Source organism: Brevibacterium ihuae, from assembly GCF_900184225.1.
GTDB lineage: Bacteria > Actinomycetota > Actinomycetes > Actinomycetales > Brevibacteriaceae > Brevibacterium > Brevibacterium ihuae.
On the sequence record NZ_FXWZ01000003.1, the window covers coordinates 1,644,468 to 1,658,974 of the forward strand.

The 14,507-nt window shown below is 73.1% G+C and carries 12 protein-coding genes, 1 tRNA gene and 1 riboswitch; of the genes, 8 read left to right on the top strand and 5 right to left on the bottom strand.

Translation table 11 applies throughout. The annotated features are described in order from the left end of the window. Positions 1–198: 198 nt before the first annotated feature. Positions 199–339, top strand: a riboswitch (cyclic di-AMP (ydaO/yuaA leader). 2 nt (positions 340–341) lie between these two features. Both C1A17_RS12700 and C1A17_RS12705 read left to right on the top strand, forming a co-directional pair. Continuing rightward, positions 342–1,220 carry a C40 family peptidase gene (locus C1A17_RS12700; protein ID WP_180953328.1) on the top strand — a complete coding sequence of 293 codons (879 nt, stop codon included), beginning with the start codon at positions 342–344 and terminating at the stop codon, positions 1,218–1,220. Between the two features lie 458 nt (positions 1,221–1,678). Then, positions 1,679–2,182, top strand: coding sequence for an HNH endonuclease (locus C1A17_RS12705; protein WP_101653321.1), 504 nt, complete (start codon positions 1,679–1,681; stop codon positions 2,180–2,182). Positions 2,183–2,273: 91 nt separating this feature from the next. Here C1A17_RS12705 and C1A17_RS12710 read toward each other — a convergent pair whose 3' ends face one another. Further along, complete coding sequence (locus C1A17_RS12710) at positions 2,274–2,546, bottom strand: GlsB/YeaQ/YmgE family stress response membrane protein (RefSeq protein WP_101653322.1); 273 nt, start codon at positions 2,544–2,546, stop codon at positions 2,274–2,276. Between the two features lie 341 nt (positions 2,547–2,887). Here C1A17_RS12710 and C1A17_RS12715 point away from each other — a divergent pair, with 341 nt between their 5' ends. The 4 genes from C1A17_RS12715 (at position 2,888) to C1A17_RS12730 (ending at position 6,957) form a co-directional block, all read left to right on the top strand. Beyond that, complete coding sequence (locus tag C1A17_RS12715) at positions 2,888–3,889, top strand: universal stress protein (RefSeq protein WP_245873741.1); 1,002 nt, start codon at positions 2,888–2,890, stop codon at positions 3,887–3,889. A 41-nt stretch (positions 3,890–3,930) separates the two neighbouring features. Then, positions 3,931–4,572: an ABC transporter ATP-binding protein gene (locus tag C1A17_RS12720; RefSeq protein ID WP_245873742.1), complete on the top strand. Its 642-nt coding sequence runs from the start codon at positions 3,931–3,933 to the stop codon at positions 4,570–4,572. Then, positions 4,569–6,110: a hypothetical protein gene (locus C1A17_RS12725; protein WP_101653325.1), complete on the top strand. Its 1,542-nt coding sequence runs from the start codon at positions 4,569–4,571 to the stop codon at positions 6,108–6,110. The genes C1A17_RS12720 and C1A17_RS12725 overlap by 4 nt, the downstream gene beginning before the upstream one ends. Before the next feature lie 109 nt (positions 6,111–6,219). Continuing rightward, positions 6,220–6,957: an EcsC family protein gene (locus C1A17_RS12730; RefSeq protein ID WP_101653326.1), complete on the top strand. Its 738-nt coding sequence runs from the start codon at positions 6,220–6,222 to the stop codon at positions 6,955–6,957. 44 nt (positions 6,958–7,001) lie between these two features. Here the strand turns inward: C1A17_RS12730 and C1A17_RS12735 are convergent. Continuing rightward, a tRNA-Arg gene (locus C1A17_RS12735) sits at positions 7,002–7,074 on the bottom strand. A 151-nt stretch (positions 7,075–7,225) separates the two neighbouring features. Between C1A17_RS12735 and C1A17_RS12740 the strand changes: the two genes are divergently transcribed. Both C1A17_RS12740 and C1A17_RS12745 read left to right on the top strand, forming a co-directional pair. Then, a complete protein-coding gene (locus C1A17_RS12740) occupies positions 7,226–12,220 on the top strand; it encodes a DUF4011 domain-containing protein (RefSeq protein WP_146000638.1) in 4,995 nt (1,664 codons plus the stop codon). A gap of 7 nt (positions 12,221–12,227) precedes the next feature. Further along, the gene (locus C1A17_RS12745) at positions 12,228–12,461 is read left to right on the top strand and encodes a hypothetical protein (protein ID WP_146000639.1); all 234 of its coding nucleotides are present in this window, start codon (positions 12,228–12,230) and stop codon (positions 12,459–12,461) included. 133 nt (positions 12,462–12,594) lie between these two features. Here the strand turns inward: C1A17_RS12745 and mscL are convergent, their stop codons facing one another. The 3 genes from mscL to C1A17_RS12760 all read right to left on the bottom strand — a co-directional run bounded on the left by mscL (position 12,595) and on the right by C1A17_RS12760 (position 14,471). After that, entirely contained in the window at positions 12,595–13,059 is a 465-nt protein-coding gene (mscL, locus tag C1A17_RS12750) for a large conductance mechanosensitive channel protein MscL (protein ID WP_101653329.1), read from the bottom strand. A gap of 243 nt (positions 13,060–13,302) precedes the next feature. Further along, on the bottom strand, positions 13,303–13,974 hold the full coding sequence (locus C1A17_RS12755; protein ID WP_101653330.1) for an SAF domain-containing protein: 672 nt from the start codon (positions 13,972–13,974) through the stop codon (positions 13,303–13,305). 143 nt (positions 13,975–14,117) lie between these two features. After that, a complete protein-coding gene (locus C1A17_RS12760) occupies positions 14,118–14,471 on the bottom strand; it encodes an FmdB family zinc ribbon protein (RefSeq protein WP_101653331.1) in 354 nt (117 codons plus the stop codon). Between the last annotated feature and the right edge of the window lie 36 nt (positions 14,472–14,507).

The following is a 14,507-nucleotide window of genomic DNA, read 5'->3' on the forward strand; positions in this document are numbered from 1 at the left end:
GGTCGACACGAGGTTTCGTAACAGAAATTTCGCCTCGCGATCACGGCTTTCACCAGGGGTGATGGTGAGAAGGGCCCCACGGTGGTCCAGATCTCGTGATCCAAATGTGACATTGGGGTGACGGATCGTTTACGGTTGACCAGTCGGATCCCACCGGGTCCGTCTCCGCGGAGGCAACCGAGTGCCGCTCCTCCCCGGACACACCAGGACCAGAAGGCGGCAGCGGGGGAACCACCTACCGTCCCGGACACGGGACTCGGGGCCAAGTCCACTCACGAGTGGCCGAGCATCTCCAGCTCGAGCCCGACAGCTCACCCCGTAGGTTCATGGAGAGGACACCTGTGGCACAGAAGAAGCACGGCCGCCGCGCGGCCAGCACCCCCGTCAAGACCCCGCTCACCGAGCTCACCGAGGCGCTCAGCGCCAACTCCGGTGTCGTCGGCCGCCGTGCGGCCGTCGTCGCAGCTGCCGGCGGACTCATCGTCACCGTCGGCCTCCCGGCCGCCACGCAGGGCGAGGAGAAGTCCGACGCCGTCGTCTCCGCCGAGGCCGCGGACGCGAACACCGACACCGCCTTCTCGAACCAGGCCGCCACCGTCGTCCCCGAGGCCGCCGAGGCCGAGGACGAGGATGCCGCGCTGCCGGGCACCTCGACCGTCTCGAACACCACCTCGACCGCCGCACCCGAGCCGGAGCCCGAGCCCGAGCCGGAGCCCGAGCCCGAGCCCGAGCCGGCCCCTGCGCAGAGCAGCGAGGCGACCGAGTCGACCTCCGGCTCCTCGGAGTCCTCCGACCGCGGGTCCTCGACCTCGCGCAGCAATGAGCGCTCCTCCGACTCGGAGAAGTCCGAGAAGAGCGACAGCGTCTCCGTGCCGGACGGCTCGAAGGCCCAGCAGGTCATCGCGATCGCCAAGCAGTACACCGGCGTGCCCTACGTCTACGGCGGCACCACCCCGAGCGGCTGGGACTGCTCCGGCTTCACGAGCTACGTCTACAAGAAGGTCGGCGTCAACCTGCCCCGCACCTCCGGTGCGCAGAAGGCCGCCGGCAAGGTCGTCTCCGCCTCCGAGGCCCGCCCCGGCGACCTCGTCTACCGTCCCGGCCACATCGGCATCTACGCCGGCAACGGCATGATGTACGACGCGGGCTCCTCGAGCTCGGGAACCTCGTACCGCAGCCACTCGTGGATGGGCTCGGTCCAGTACATCCGCGTTCTCTGATCCACCCGCCGGGCGCGCCCGGCCACCGCACGGAACCCGCTGCCCGGGTCATGGTCCACCCGGCAGCGGGTTCCGTCGTGTCCGGGAGCGTGTTGTGCTTTGGAGTGTGTCGTCTCCGGGGTCCGCGGCCGGCCGCCGAACGGCGGGTGAACCGGCGGGGAAATCACGGTGCCGGCCTGCATCGTCGCAGTGCAGAGCCCTTGCGCGACGGCATCGCTCGGCTACTCTGGTGCCAGCCGGAAACACATCGCGAGAAGCCCAGGGGGTCGCGTGAGCGCCGTTCCACATCCACAGCGGCCGTCGGCCCGCAGCGCGGGCCCGGTGAGCGGCGTGCGCCCCGGTCCCGGTCCGATCTCCGATCTGCTCGTCGACGACCACACCGACTCGATAGCGATCGAACCCTGCCTCGAAGGCGCTGCGCGTGTGCGCGGCGCCTTCTCCGTTCTCCGGGGCCGGGGATGAAGACCCTGGTCCTCAATGCGGGCTACGAGCCGATGTCGGTGGTGTCGTTCCGACGGGCGGTCGTCCTCGTCCTCGCCGGCAAGGCCTCGGTGCTCGCCGCCGACGACTCCGCTCCCGTGCGCAGCGCCCACCTCGCGATGGCCCAGCCCTCGGTGATCATCCTCCGCCGCTACGTGCGTCCTCCCGCGGGGAGGTCGGTGGCGCTCTCGCGGCGCGGCGTGCTCCGGCGGGACGGCTTCGCCTGCGCCTACTGCGCCGGACACGCGACCACGGTCGATCACGTCGTTCCGCGCTCGCGCGGCGGCGGCAACACGTGGCGCAACCTCGTCGCCTGCTGCCGGCGCTGCAACAACGTCAAGGGCGATCGCACGCCGGAGGAGATGGGCTGGCGGCTCGGGTTCGTCCCCGATGCGCCGCGCACCGGCCGGTGGTGGCTGCGCGACCTCGACTCCCCGGCGGAGGCGTGGCGACCCTTCCTCGAATACGGCTCCGCCGCCTGAGGCGCGCGGTGCCGGACGGCGATACCGCCCGGGAACGCAGAAGGGCGGTGCGGTTCCCGGAGGAACTGCACCGCCCTGTCAGGCTGGGAGATCAGCGGTTGGCGCGGCTTCCGCGACCGGAGATGAAGCCCCAGATGACGAGCACGATGAGCGCACCGCCGATGGCGAGCAGCCACGAGCTCAGCGAGAAGAACTTGTCGACTCCGACGCCGAAGAGCGCCGAACCGATCCAGCCGCCGAGCAGGGCGCCGATGACGCCGCACACGAGGGCGCCGAGCCAGCCGCCGCCCTGACGACCCGGGAGGATCGCCTTGGCGATGGCGCCGGCGATGAGGCCGAGGATGAGGAAAGCGAGAATACCCATGAGTTGTTCCTTTGTCTCTGGACGTCCGACGGCCGTCTGCGACTGCCGGTTCCCTGCGCTGCGCGGTTCCGCGCCGAGCAGGAGTAGATCCTGACGATTACCGGATAAACATATCAAGGATGCTTGTGAGCCTCAATGTTCGCCGTCCGCGACGCGTCGCGGAACGGGCGGGCCGACCGGTTCCGCTTCCGCGTGCTCGAAGCGCGAGATGCCCGCAATCACGCTCCCGGAGGGCCGCACACAGAGGCGCGCGGTGCAGGTATCGTGGTCGCACCGGTGTGATCGAGAACACCGCGCAGCTCCGCCGGACACCGTGCCGGCCGAACCCCGAAGGAGACGCCGTGACCGACGACCACAGCTCACCCGATGTCGCCGATCCCCAGGCCGTGCTGGTCGGAGTGGACGGTTCGAAGGCGAGTCGCAATGCACTCCGGTTCGCGATCAGCGAGGCGCAGGCACTCGGCCGCTCGATCCGGCTCGTCGGCGCGTACACGGTTCCGAGCGTCGCCGCCGCGACGATCGACGTGTCCTACGTGCCGATCGACGACACCGCGATCCGCGCCTCGGTCACGGCGTCGCTCAAGGAGGCCGCCGCCGAGGTCAAGGCCGCCGGAGTGCCCGTCGAGGCCGTCATCGAGATCGGCGACGCCGCCGGCGTGCTCGTCGAGGAGTCCCGTCAGGCCTCACTCGCGGTCGTGGGCTCGCGCGGTCGCGGCGGATTTGCCGGTCGGCTCCTCGGCACGGTCTCGAGCGCGCTGCCCGCGCACTCCCACTGCCCGACGATCGTCGTGCCCGTCGGCTGGACGCCCGACCGGGAGGGTGCTCCCAAGCACAGCTCCTCGCGCCCGGTCCGGTCGAGCCGCGGAGAGCTGCGGCCCTACGACGAGTCCGCCGAGGCGGTCCCGGGCCTCGACTTCACCGGTTCCGTCGTCGTCGGCGTCGATTCGCTCGCGAAGGGGTCGCCGGCCCTGTGGAAGGCCGCCGAGCACGCCCTGCACCGCGGGACCCCGCTCGACATCGTCGGCGTGCTCACCACGACCGTCGTCGGCCCCGAGTGGCTGCCGAGCACCGGGGACATGAAGCGCTTCCTCGACGAGGGAGCCGACAAGCTCGAGGCGGCGCGCTCGGCCGTCGTCCAGAAGCATCCGGACCTGCAGGTGCAGTGGACGCTCTTCGACGGGCAGCCGGCTGAGGTGCTCGTCCGCGCCTCCGACACCGCCGACGTGCTCATCATCGGTTCGCGCGGTCGCGGCGGCTTCGCCGGCCTGCTCCTCGGCTCGACCTCGCAGTCGGTGCTGCCGTACTCGGCCTGCCCGACCATGGTGGTCCGGGTGCCCCGCTGAGCGCCGGTGTCGCCGACCCCGTCGGTCCGCATCCCGGTGCCGTGCACCCCGGCGTCGAGGCCCGCGGCCTCGGCGTCGGCCTCGACGGGCAGGTGCTCCTCGCACCGACGTCCTTCGACCTCGAGCCCGGGCGTGCCCTCGCGGTCACCGGACCCAACGGGGCGGGCAAGACCACCCTCCTGCGGGTGCTCGCCGGCCTGAGCCGACCGACCACCGGGACCGCGACGATCGCCGGGCGGTCGGCCTGCGACCGCAGCCCGGAGTTCCGGCGCACCGTCGCCGCGCACCTCGGGCCGCCGCCGTTCGCCCGCGATCTCACCCTCCGCGAGCACGCCGTGCTCGTCGCCGCCTCCTGGGGCATCGACCTTCCCGACGCCGAGGAGCGGGTCGACGCCGTGTTCGCCGAACTCGGCATCGGCCATCTCACCGCCCGCTTCCCGCACGAGCTGTCCTCGGGCCAGCGGCAGCTGTTCGCCCTCGTCCTCACGCTCGTGCGGCCATTCGCGGTGCTGCTCGCCGACGAACCCGAGCAGCGGCTCGACGAGCAGCACCGCGGGCTCGTCGCCGCCGCGCTGCGCCGGCGGCGGGATCGCGGGACGACGATCGTGCTCGTCAGCCACTCGCCGGTGCTCGTCGACGCCGTCGCCGACGACGTCGTCGCACTCGCCGCGCCGCCCTCGTGAGGACCGCGGACTCCCGCCTCGCGCTCCTGCGCCGGCTCCACCGGCAGCGCGGCGCGGCGCCGACCCGGGACGACATCACCGTCATCGCCTATGCCGTCGTCCTCCTCGTGCTCGTCCTCGGGGTGCCGCTCGTCCGCGGCGCCGTGCTCGTCCTCGCTTCCCCCGAGGCGTCCGCCGCTCTCCTGTCCTCCGCGGCATCCGGCTGGGCGTGCGCCGCGGCGGGGGCGCTCCTCGCCGGATCCGCGCTGCTCGGGCGGCTCCGCGGGCCGGTGGCGCTCGCCCCGCTCGCGGTCCTCCTCCTCGCCCGCACCGATGTGCCGAGGCGGGTCGCGCTGCGACGCGCCTTCCTGGTCTCCGCGGTCCTCGTCACCGGCGTCCTCGCGGTCGTCGCCGGGGGAGTCGGCGCGGTGCTCGTCGTGTCCGCCGGGGTGCCCGTGCCCGCCGTCGTCCGGCTCGTCGTCGCGGCGGCGGGTCTGGGCATCCTGTGCGCGGTCGTCTGGCTCGCCGGGCAGGCGCGCGTGCCGGGGATCGGCCCGGGAGCCGGGGCCGCGGCGGTGCTCGCGGCGGCCGCGGCAGCTGTCTGGCCGCTGCGGTGGCTCGGGCCTTGGGGCTGGTTCGGCCTCGCCTGGCCCGCGAGCGCCGCGGGGCCTCTCGCCTGGTTGCCCGTCGTGCTCCTCTGCGGACTCGCGGGGTCGCTCGTCCCCGGTGTGCCGCGGCTGCTCGACCGGATCGAGGCGGACGACCTCGCCGCCCAGGCCGCACGCCGGCAGGCGGCCGGAGCCGCGGCCGGGGCCGGCGACCTCACCGCCGCACTCGCGGTCTATCGCGCGGCGCCGGTCACCGGCAGGCGCCGACGCGCGGTGCGGGCGCGCTCTGCCGCCCTCCGCTTCTTGCTGCGCGATCTCGTGGGCGCCTCCCGCACGCCCGCAGCCCTCCTCGTGGGTGTGGCCGGGGTCACGGTCGCGGGAGCGCTGTGCGTGGCTGCCGCGTCGACCGCGCTCGTCCCCGTGTGGGTGCTCGCCGCACCTGCCGCCGCGCTGCTGTTCGCGGCCTCCGCGGTGCTCTGCGCCGGGTTCCGGCACGCGGCGGAGACCGTCGGCGCACCGCCGCTCTACGGGTACTCGACGCGCCGGCTCTACGTCCTCCACGCGCTCCTGCCGCTCGGTGCGGTGCCGGCGGCCGCCGGGGCGGGAGCGCTGCTCGCCGCCCTCCTCGCCGGGGCGGGGTGGGCCGGCGTGCCCGCCGCGGTGCTCCTCGGCCTCCTCGTCGTCGCCGCGCGGGCGTACGACAGTGCGAAGGGTCGGATGCCGGCCTCCCTGCTGTCATCCTCCGTGCCGAGCCCGGTGGGCGACCCGGTCATGGTCCTCGTCGTGCTCTGGCACTTCGATGCGGTGCTTCTCGTCGGAGCGGCCGGAGCGGTGATCGTCGGCCAGTTCGCCGCCGGGGGAGCCGTCATCGCGTGCGCCGTGTTCGGCGGGATGCTCGCGGTGCTCCTCGTCGGACTGCGATCCAGGCTCGCCGCGCGCGCCGCGGAGTGAGGTCCGGGCCGGTCATTCCGACCAGTCGCCTTGCCGACCGGAGATGCGCGGAGGGCCGGGGCACGACAGAATGGAGGGGACCAGCCACCTACCTCAGACCGGAGTCGCCATGGGCATCCTCAACCTCCTGCGCCGTGATCAGGCGGACACACAGACCACGCGCCGGGCCGTCGCCGAGGCGAAGAAGGCTCCGCGCTCCGAGTCCGGTGCCGACCCCCAGGCGGAGGACGGCGGTGCGCTGCAGCGCATGGTCGAGGCGTTCCGCGACATCGGCATCGACGGGAAGTTCACCTTCGACTCCGCGGAGAAGCTCGCCAGGAAGGCCCAGCGGGGACGCGCGAAGCGGAACCCCGATCTCGCGATCAGGCGCATCATCCGCAGCCACCGGCGCCGAGTCACCGCGGGCGGGTTCCTCACCGGGCTCGGCGGTGCGATCACGCTGCCCGTGCTGCTCCCGACGAACGTCTTCGAGTTCTACGTGCAGGCGACCCGGATGGTCGCCGCGATCGCCGCGGTCCGCGGCTACGACCTGTCCGACGACGAGGTCCGCACCCGGGTGCTCGCCGCTCTCGTCGGGGAGGAGTCCGGGGACGTGCTCCGCAACATCGGCCTCGGTCCGGTGGCCGGGTTCGCGAGCCCACAGGTCGCCAAGCGGCTGCCGCAGCCGCAGATCTCCGCGGTGGCGAGCGCGATCGGCGGACGCATCCGGCGTCGCTTCGGTCTGCGGTCGGTGCGGCTGTTCGGCAAGGCGATCCCGGGCCTCGGCGGGGTCATCGGCGCGGCGACGGATCGCAGCCAGCTGAAGAAGATCGCGAAGGCCGCGCAGACGATGTTCCCGCAGACCTGAGGTCCGCAGGTGCGGGGCGTCATCGCCCCGGTGAGAAGGAAGTGCGCCCCCGATTGGATTCGAACCAACGACACCCGCTTTAGGAGAGCGGTGCTCTATCCCCTGAGCTACGGGGGCCCGCGCCGCACGGAACAGGGCGCCTTCCCGGAGAGCGGGGGCGCACCGGGTTCGGCGCACGGCAAGTCTACCAGCCTGGGAACGGCGAAAACTTCCCGGGGAACGGTGCGCCGGGCGGTGATCGCAGGGCCGATCCCGATAGGCTCGCCCTGTGTCATATTCCGATTCGACTCCCCAGACCTCCGTCGGCGCGACGTTCGCTGCATGGAAGGAACAGGCTGCCCGGATCGGCGGTCGGGACACCATGCTCCAGTTCCGCGATTCCCGCGACGGCTCGATCGAGCTCACCGGCGCCCACCCCTCGGGGCTGGCGCAGCTGCTCGCCGGCCGGCCCACCCGCCTGTCGAGCCTGATCCGCGACCAGGAGCTGCTGTCCGACGCCCGGCGGCGCGCCCGCTCGATCCGCCAGAAGGCCGAGCAGCTCGCCAATGAGCGCGGCATCAACACCGCCCACCTCGCCATCGGCTTCGCCACGTGGAACCGGGAGGAGTCCGGCACCCGTACCGAGTACATCGCCCCGGTCATGCTCCGCCACGTGCAGCTCGTGCCCCGCGGCAGCCGGGTCGAGGACTTCGAGATCGTGCTCGACGACGAGATCACGATCAACCCCGCGCTCGTGGCGTATCTCGAGCGCCATCATGGGGTGACGATCGACGTCGACGAATGGGTCGAGTCGACCGGATACAGCCACGGCTTCGACCCGGCACCGGTGTTCGAGCGCCTGCGGGCGCTCGCCAAGGGCATCCCGGGGCTGCTCGTCAACCAGCGGCTGGTCGTCTCGACCTTCGCCAACATCACGAGCCCGTTCGTCGGCGAGGAGCTGCCGGCCGGGCACCCGGTGCTCCGCGCGCTCGCCGGCGACGAGGCCGCCCGCCGGAGCTTCGGCGGTCCCGCCGCCCATGCTCCCGCAGCGGACGAGGGGCAGCCGACCGAGCCGCTCGCCGTCGGGGACCGCCCGGCGCCTGATCGCTCCGGCGACCCCTCGGCGGAGTCCGGGGCGTCCCGGTCCGCGGCCGGTGAGGCCGGTGCCGCGGACGCGGAGAGGCCGACCGCTGCCGCGCAGGCGAGCACCGCAGATGAGTCCGCTGGGTCCGACGAGACCGCAGCCGGCGCCGACGGCTCCGCGGCCGGGTCCGCGGATCGGCGCGCGAACGATGAATCCGGCACCGACGCGGAGCGCGCGAGCGCGGATGCGGACGACGCCGGTTCGGATGCTCGCGCCGCGGCCGGTAGTGCCGGCGAGGCGGACGGCTCTGCCCGTGGGGAGACCGGTGACGTCGAGTCCGATTCGGACGGCGCCCGGGACATCGACCCCGAGGCGGGGGGAGCGACCGCCGCTCCCGCTCCGCAGTCGGCCGCTGAGAAGTCCGCTGCGGATGAAGAGTCCACAGCGAGCGACGATTCCGCCTCCGGCGACGAGCCCGCCGGATCCACAGGCACCGCATCGACCGGCAGCACCGCTGTGCCGGTCGGCGTCAAAGAGCGGAAGCGCGCGGCCCGCAAGGCCGCCGCCCGCGAACGCGCCGAGCGGCGCGCCGCCGCCGAGGCCCGGGCCGCCGAGCGCGCCTCCGCGGAAGCCGCCGACGAGGACGGATCCGAGGACGAGCCCGTCGCCGCGGGTCCGCGTGAGCTCCCGCGCCCGCTGCCCGACCGGAAGCCGCAGGAGGAGTTCCTCGCGATCGACGTCGACGGTGACCAGCAGGCCGTCGTCGATGCCGCGGTCATGGGGGAGTCCGTCGTCGTCGACACGCCTCCGGGCACCGGCGCCACCCAGGTCGCCGTCGCGATCGCCACGACCCTCGCCCACACCGGGCGCAGCGTGCTCTACCTCGCGCAGAACTCCGACGCGCTCGATGATTTCGCCGCCCGGCTCGAGCGGGTCGGCCTCGGGGATTTCGCCGTCGACGGCCGAATGACCCCGACGGATCTCCATGCTCGCCTCATCGCACTCATCGCCGGGGCCGAGCGCTCGCCGCGCCCCGACCTCGGCGGCCTGCTCGCCACGCTCAACGAGCAGCGCGCGGTCCTCGCCGACCACGCCGAATCGCTCCACCGGATCCGTGAGCCCTGGGGTGTGTCCGTGGTGTCCACCATGCGCCACCTCGCCCGGCTCACCGCCGAGCAGCCCGGGCCGTCGACCGCCGTGCGGTTCCCGTCCTCGGTCGTCGAGGCGAGCGCGTCCGAGCGCGAGGAGCTGCGCTCCCGGCTCGTCGAGCTCTCCCGGCTCGGGGCGTTCATCCTCGACGTCGAGGACACCGTGTGGTTCGGCGCCCGGTTCGCGAGCAACGAGGATGCCGAAGCCGCCCGGCGCGTGGCCGAGCGCGCCGGACGCAAGATCCCGGCGCTCGTCGAGCTCGTCGAACCCCTGCTCCGCCAGGCCGGACTCAACCCGGCGCGCACCGTCGACGCCTGGGGCCGCTGCCTGCGCGTGCTGCTCGGCGTGCGGAGGACCCTCGACCGCTTCTCGCCCGACGTCTACGACCACAATCTCAGCGACCTCATCGCCGCGACCGGCAGCGCCGAGTACCGCCGGGAGCACGGGGTCGATATGGGGATGTTCGAGCGCAACCGCTACAAGAAGGCCGCGCGCGAGTTCCTCCGCCCCGGCTCGACCGTCGACGACATGCACGCGGCCCTCCGCGCGGTCGCCGAGCAGCGCGCCGAGCTCCGCGAGATCGCCGGCCGGGACATCCGGCCGCAGATCCCGCGCGGACTGCTCGAGGCCGATGAGCTCCACCAGGAGATCGACGCGGACTTCCGCAAGCTCCAGCCGGTGCTCGCCGACACCCCCGACGGCGGCGACCTCGGCGGCATGCTCGTCGAGGAGGCACAGGCCCGGCTCGAGGCGCTCGGCGACGACCGCGAGAGCCTCGCCGATCTCCCCGCCCGCACCCGCATCGACGCCGATCTCCGCGACCGGGGCCTCGGCGACCTGCTCACCGACCTCCGCGACCGGCGGGTGCCCCACGACCTCGTCGTCCAGGAGTTCGACCTCGCCTACTGGGCGACCGTGCTCAAGCAGCTCGCCGCCGCGGATCCGCAGGTCGGCGGCCATGACGGCGCCGAGCTCCACCGGACCGTCGCCGACTACCGGATCTGCGACAAGCAGTACGTGGCCGCCGGAGCCGCACGCCTGCGATTCAGCCACGGGCAGGGCTGGAAGCGGGCGATCGAGGAGCACCGGGACGAGGCGCAGGCCGTGCGCGACGCGCTGCGCGCCCGCCACCTCCACGTCGAGCCGCTGAGCGAGCAGGCGCCGCACGTGCTCACCGCGCTCGCCCCGGTGTGGATGATGAGCCCGTTCCAGGTGCCGGAGTACTTCGCCGACGTGCCGCTGTTCGACACGGTGATCATCGCCGACGCCGGCCGCATGTCGGTGACCGAGGTGCTCCCCGCGATCGCCCGCTCGAAGCAGGTCATCGCCCTCGGTGACGATCGGCTGCTCGGTCCCCGCGAATTCAGCGTCGCCGTCGACCGGCGCGGGCAGCGCGACAGCGAGGACACACCGAGCGTGCTCGGCGCGCTCGCGGAGTTCCTCCCGTCCTTCCGGCTCCACACGAGCTACCGCCATTCGCCGGCGGGCCTCGTCGACCTCGTCAACCGGCGCTTCTACGGGTCGACGATCTCGAGCCTGCCGACCGCGCTGACGAACGAGGGCTCGGGCGTCGAGTTCTCCTTCGTCCCCGATGCGCTCGGCAGCCCCGACACCGCCACCGGCCAGGTCGAGAGCCTCGATGCCGAGGTCGACCGGGTCGTCGATCTCGTCCTCAAGCACGCGCGCACCCGGTCCCGGCAGTCGCTCGCCGTCGTCACGCTCACCCCGTGGCACGCGCAGCGGGTGGCCACCGCGATCCAGAAGGCGATCCGCGCCTATCCCTATGTCGCCTCGTTCTTCACCGACACGACGAAGGAGCCGTTCGTCGTCACCGACTGCGAGCGGATCCAGGGCATGGCCCGCGACGCCGTGATCTTCTCCCTCGGCTACGGGCGGACCCGGCAGGGGAGGGTCGTCTACAACTTCGGCTCCCTGTCCCGGCCGGGCGGCGAGCGGCTGCTCGCGGCCGCGGTGACGCGGGCCCGGCGCAAGCTCACCATCGTCTCGTGCTTCGAGGCCGACGACTTCGAGATGGCCCGGCTGCGCCACGGTGCACGGGCGCTCCCCGGCCTGCTCGCCGACGCCGCCTCCGGCGGTCGCGGTGCCGCACCGCGGGGTGAGCGCGAGCGCGATCCGCTCATGTCCGACATCGCCGACCGCCTGCTCCGCAGCGGGGTGTCGTCGATGGAGGACCACGACGGGATCGCTCTCGCGGTGTCGGTGTCCGCCGACCCTGCCCAGGGCATGGCGCTCGCGGTCGAGACCGATGACGCCGACTACGCCGCCACGGCGAGCATCCGGCAGCGCGAGCGGCTCCGGGCCGAGGCGCTGTCGCGGCGCGGCTGGCGCTATCTGCGCGTCTGGTCGACCGATGCCTTCGTCGATCCGCAGGCCGAGACCGACCGGATCTTCGAGATCTGGAAGGAGACGGTCGAGGACCGCTCGCCGCAGGCGGTGCTCGATGCCGCTCGGGCGGCCGCGGTCGTCGTCGGCCGGCAGGGCAACCGACCCAAGCTCACCCCGGGTCTGCCGCTCCACACGTACTCGGACGACGAGATCGATGCGATGGTCGACTGGATCCAGTCGGACCGGGTGTCGCGCAGCGACGAGGAGCTCACGGTCCAGCTCCGGGCCGCCCTCGCGCTCAAGAGCCGTGCCCGCCGGGTCGAGACCGGGCTCGCCGCCGCGGTCGCCCGCTACCGGGCCCGCTACGCCGAGGCCAAGCGCTCCGCCGCCGAGCAGCCCGCAGGGTCCGCGGCAGGTGCGGGAGCGGCGGGAGACGCAGGCCGCACCGAGGACGAGGTGTTCCTCCCTGCCGCGGACGACGCGGTGGACGAGGGCGCGGTCATGCCCCTCTACGACACCGGGAAGCTCCGCGACCAGGACATGATCGATGCCGGCCTGCGAGGGCCGGAGCGGTCGGACCGGTCCGCCGGGTCCGCAGAGGACGGCGATGCGGAGGCGGGTGGCGTCGAGCGCACCGGCGCGAACGCTGCCGACCGCGACGTGCAGGCCGGTGACGACCGGACCGGCGACGAGCCGCGGAGCTGAGCAGCCGGTGATCGGATCCCGCCCCGGCGACGGTGGCGACCACGCTGGCCACGGCGACGACCGCGCCGTCCGCGATGCGCGCACCCGCGCGGCGATCGAGGCCTACCGCCGGACCCTGCGCAACGAATCGGGCCCCGACGGGCCGGACCCCGACCCGGGCGAGGCCGCGCGCGGCCTCGCGGCCGATGAGCGGCTTCTCGCCGAGCGCCCGCCCCATTGGCAGACCCGACGGCGGACCTGAGCGCTGGCGCGTGAGGCGAGGGCCGCCTCGTGCACGGGACCCGAGAACACGACAGTGCCCCCGGACCGGGGTCCGGGGGCACTGTCGTGCGCTGAGCGAGGCGCCTCGGTTCGACGAGGCCTGCCTCCGGGGCTCAGTGGCGCGGGGGGACGTTCGGGTCGATCCCGGCTGCCGGTCCGCCCTCGACGCGCTGGTCGGGGACGACGTCCTGCGCACCCTTGGCGAGCAGGTCGCGGATCTCGGCGAGGAGCTCCTCCTGGGTGGGGGGCACGTCCTCTTCCGCGGCGCCGCGCTTGCGGAGCTCGTTGAGCTTGTTCATCGGCATGATGATGATGAAGTAGACGACGGCCGCGACGATGAGAAAGTTGATCGCGGCGGTGATGACGGCGCCGAAGTCGACGAAGGTCGCCTCGACCTCCGGACGGATGCGGAAGCCGAGGCCTCCGACCTCCGGCGATCCGACGGCTGCGATGAGGGGATTGATGATGTTGTCGGTGATCGCGGTGACGATCGCGGTGAAGGCGCTGCCGATGATGACTGCAGTCGCCAGCTCGATGACATTGCCGCGGAGGATGAAGTCCCGGAAGCCCTTGAGCATAGTGCTGTTCCTTTCACGAGAGGTCAGGAGCTCAGCTCCCGTGCGCACGTGTGCGCCCAGCCCATGGTAGCGGCGATCCGCGACGGAGGGAGCTTCTGCGCCGTCTCAGAGTTTGATACGCGTCACACTTCTCGTTCGGAAGGGGAAAGACTAAGGGGTTCTTCGGGCGGATTCGCTGGTCAGCGGGCCGTCGGCGCGCACGGTTCGGCCATCCTCGGCCCGGCCCGGCCGGGGTGATGCGGCTCAGTTGAGGAGCGCGAAGCTCAGGGCGGTGCCGGAGACCGCGGCGAGCGCCGCGGCCTCCGCCTCGCTGAGATCGAGGGTGACGACGGTCGTCGATCCGCTCACCGCCGTACCCGCTGTGCGGCTGACCGCTGCGACCACTGCCTCGTCGACGACCGCACCGGTCGCGCCGCCCGCTGCTCCGGGGATGCCGTCGGGGTCGTCCGCCCCGTCCCCTCCTGCTCCGGCGGCGAACACCCGGACCCGGTGGCCCGGCTGGAGGGTCGCCGCGGCCGCCTCATCGGTCACGGTCACCGGCATGCGGAGGCGCCCGGGTTCGGCGGGTCCGGCGTCCGGTGCGAGCAGGCCCGCCGCGGTGAGCGGGCTGCCCCGGCTCAGATGCACCGCCGCCGTGCTTCCCACAGCGGCGGCGGCGGATCCGAGGGCGCCCTCGGGGACGAGCTCCGCGGGGTACGTCCGGGTCGCGAGGTCACCAGCGGCGAGCGTCGTGCCCGGAGCGATGTCGGCGGCGGCGACGATCACGGTCGTCCCGGATGCGCGCGGAGTGAGAGTCCAGACGATGAGCGCGGTCGCGAGGCCGAGGGCGAGCGCCGCGAGGAGCCGCCGGAGGCGCCGGCGGTCGGTGAGGGAGAGGTCCGGACGGAACCGGGGCGCGAGTCGGAGGAGAGGCATGCTCCGACTCTGCGCCGGACCGGGCCTTCGGTGCGAGAGGGTGCGGTGATCTGTGGACGGCCGACCTCGTGCCGGCTCGTCTGTGACCCGAGGACGGTGCGTGCGGAGCTGCCCGCATCAGCACTGCGTGCGCCCGCCGCGCCTCAGGACGAGGACGCGGTGCCCGCCTGCGCGGAGGTCGAGGTGCCGGCGGCGGACTTCCCGGAGTCACCGGACGATCCGGAGGCGGAGCCGCCGGACGACGATTCCGCGGACGAGGAGGAGGTCGACTCGGAGCTCCCGGACCCGGAGGAGGAGCGGCCGCTCGTCGATCGCCCGGCCGACCGCGAATCGGTCGCGTAGAAGCCCGAGCCCTTGAACGTCACGCCGACATTGCCGAACACCTTGCGCAGCGGACCCTCGCACGACGGGCACACCGTGAGCGCGTCCTCGGTGAACGCCTGGTGGATGTCGAACGCGTGCCCGCACGACTTGCAGGCGTAGGAGTAGGTGGGCATGGTCGGCCTTTCTCGTCAGAGTCCCGAAGCAGTATA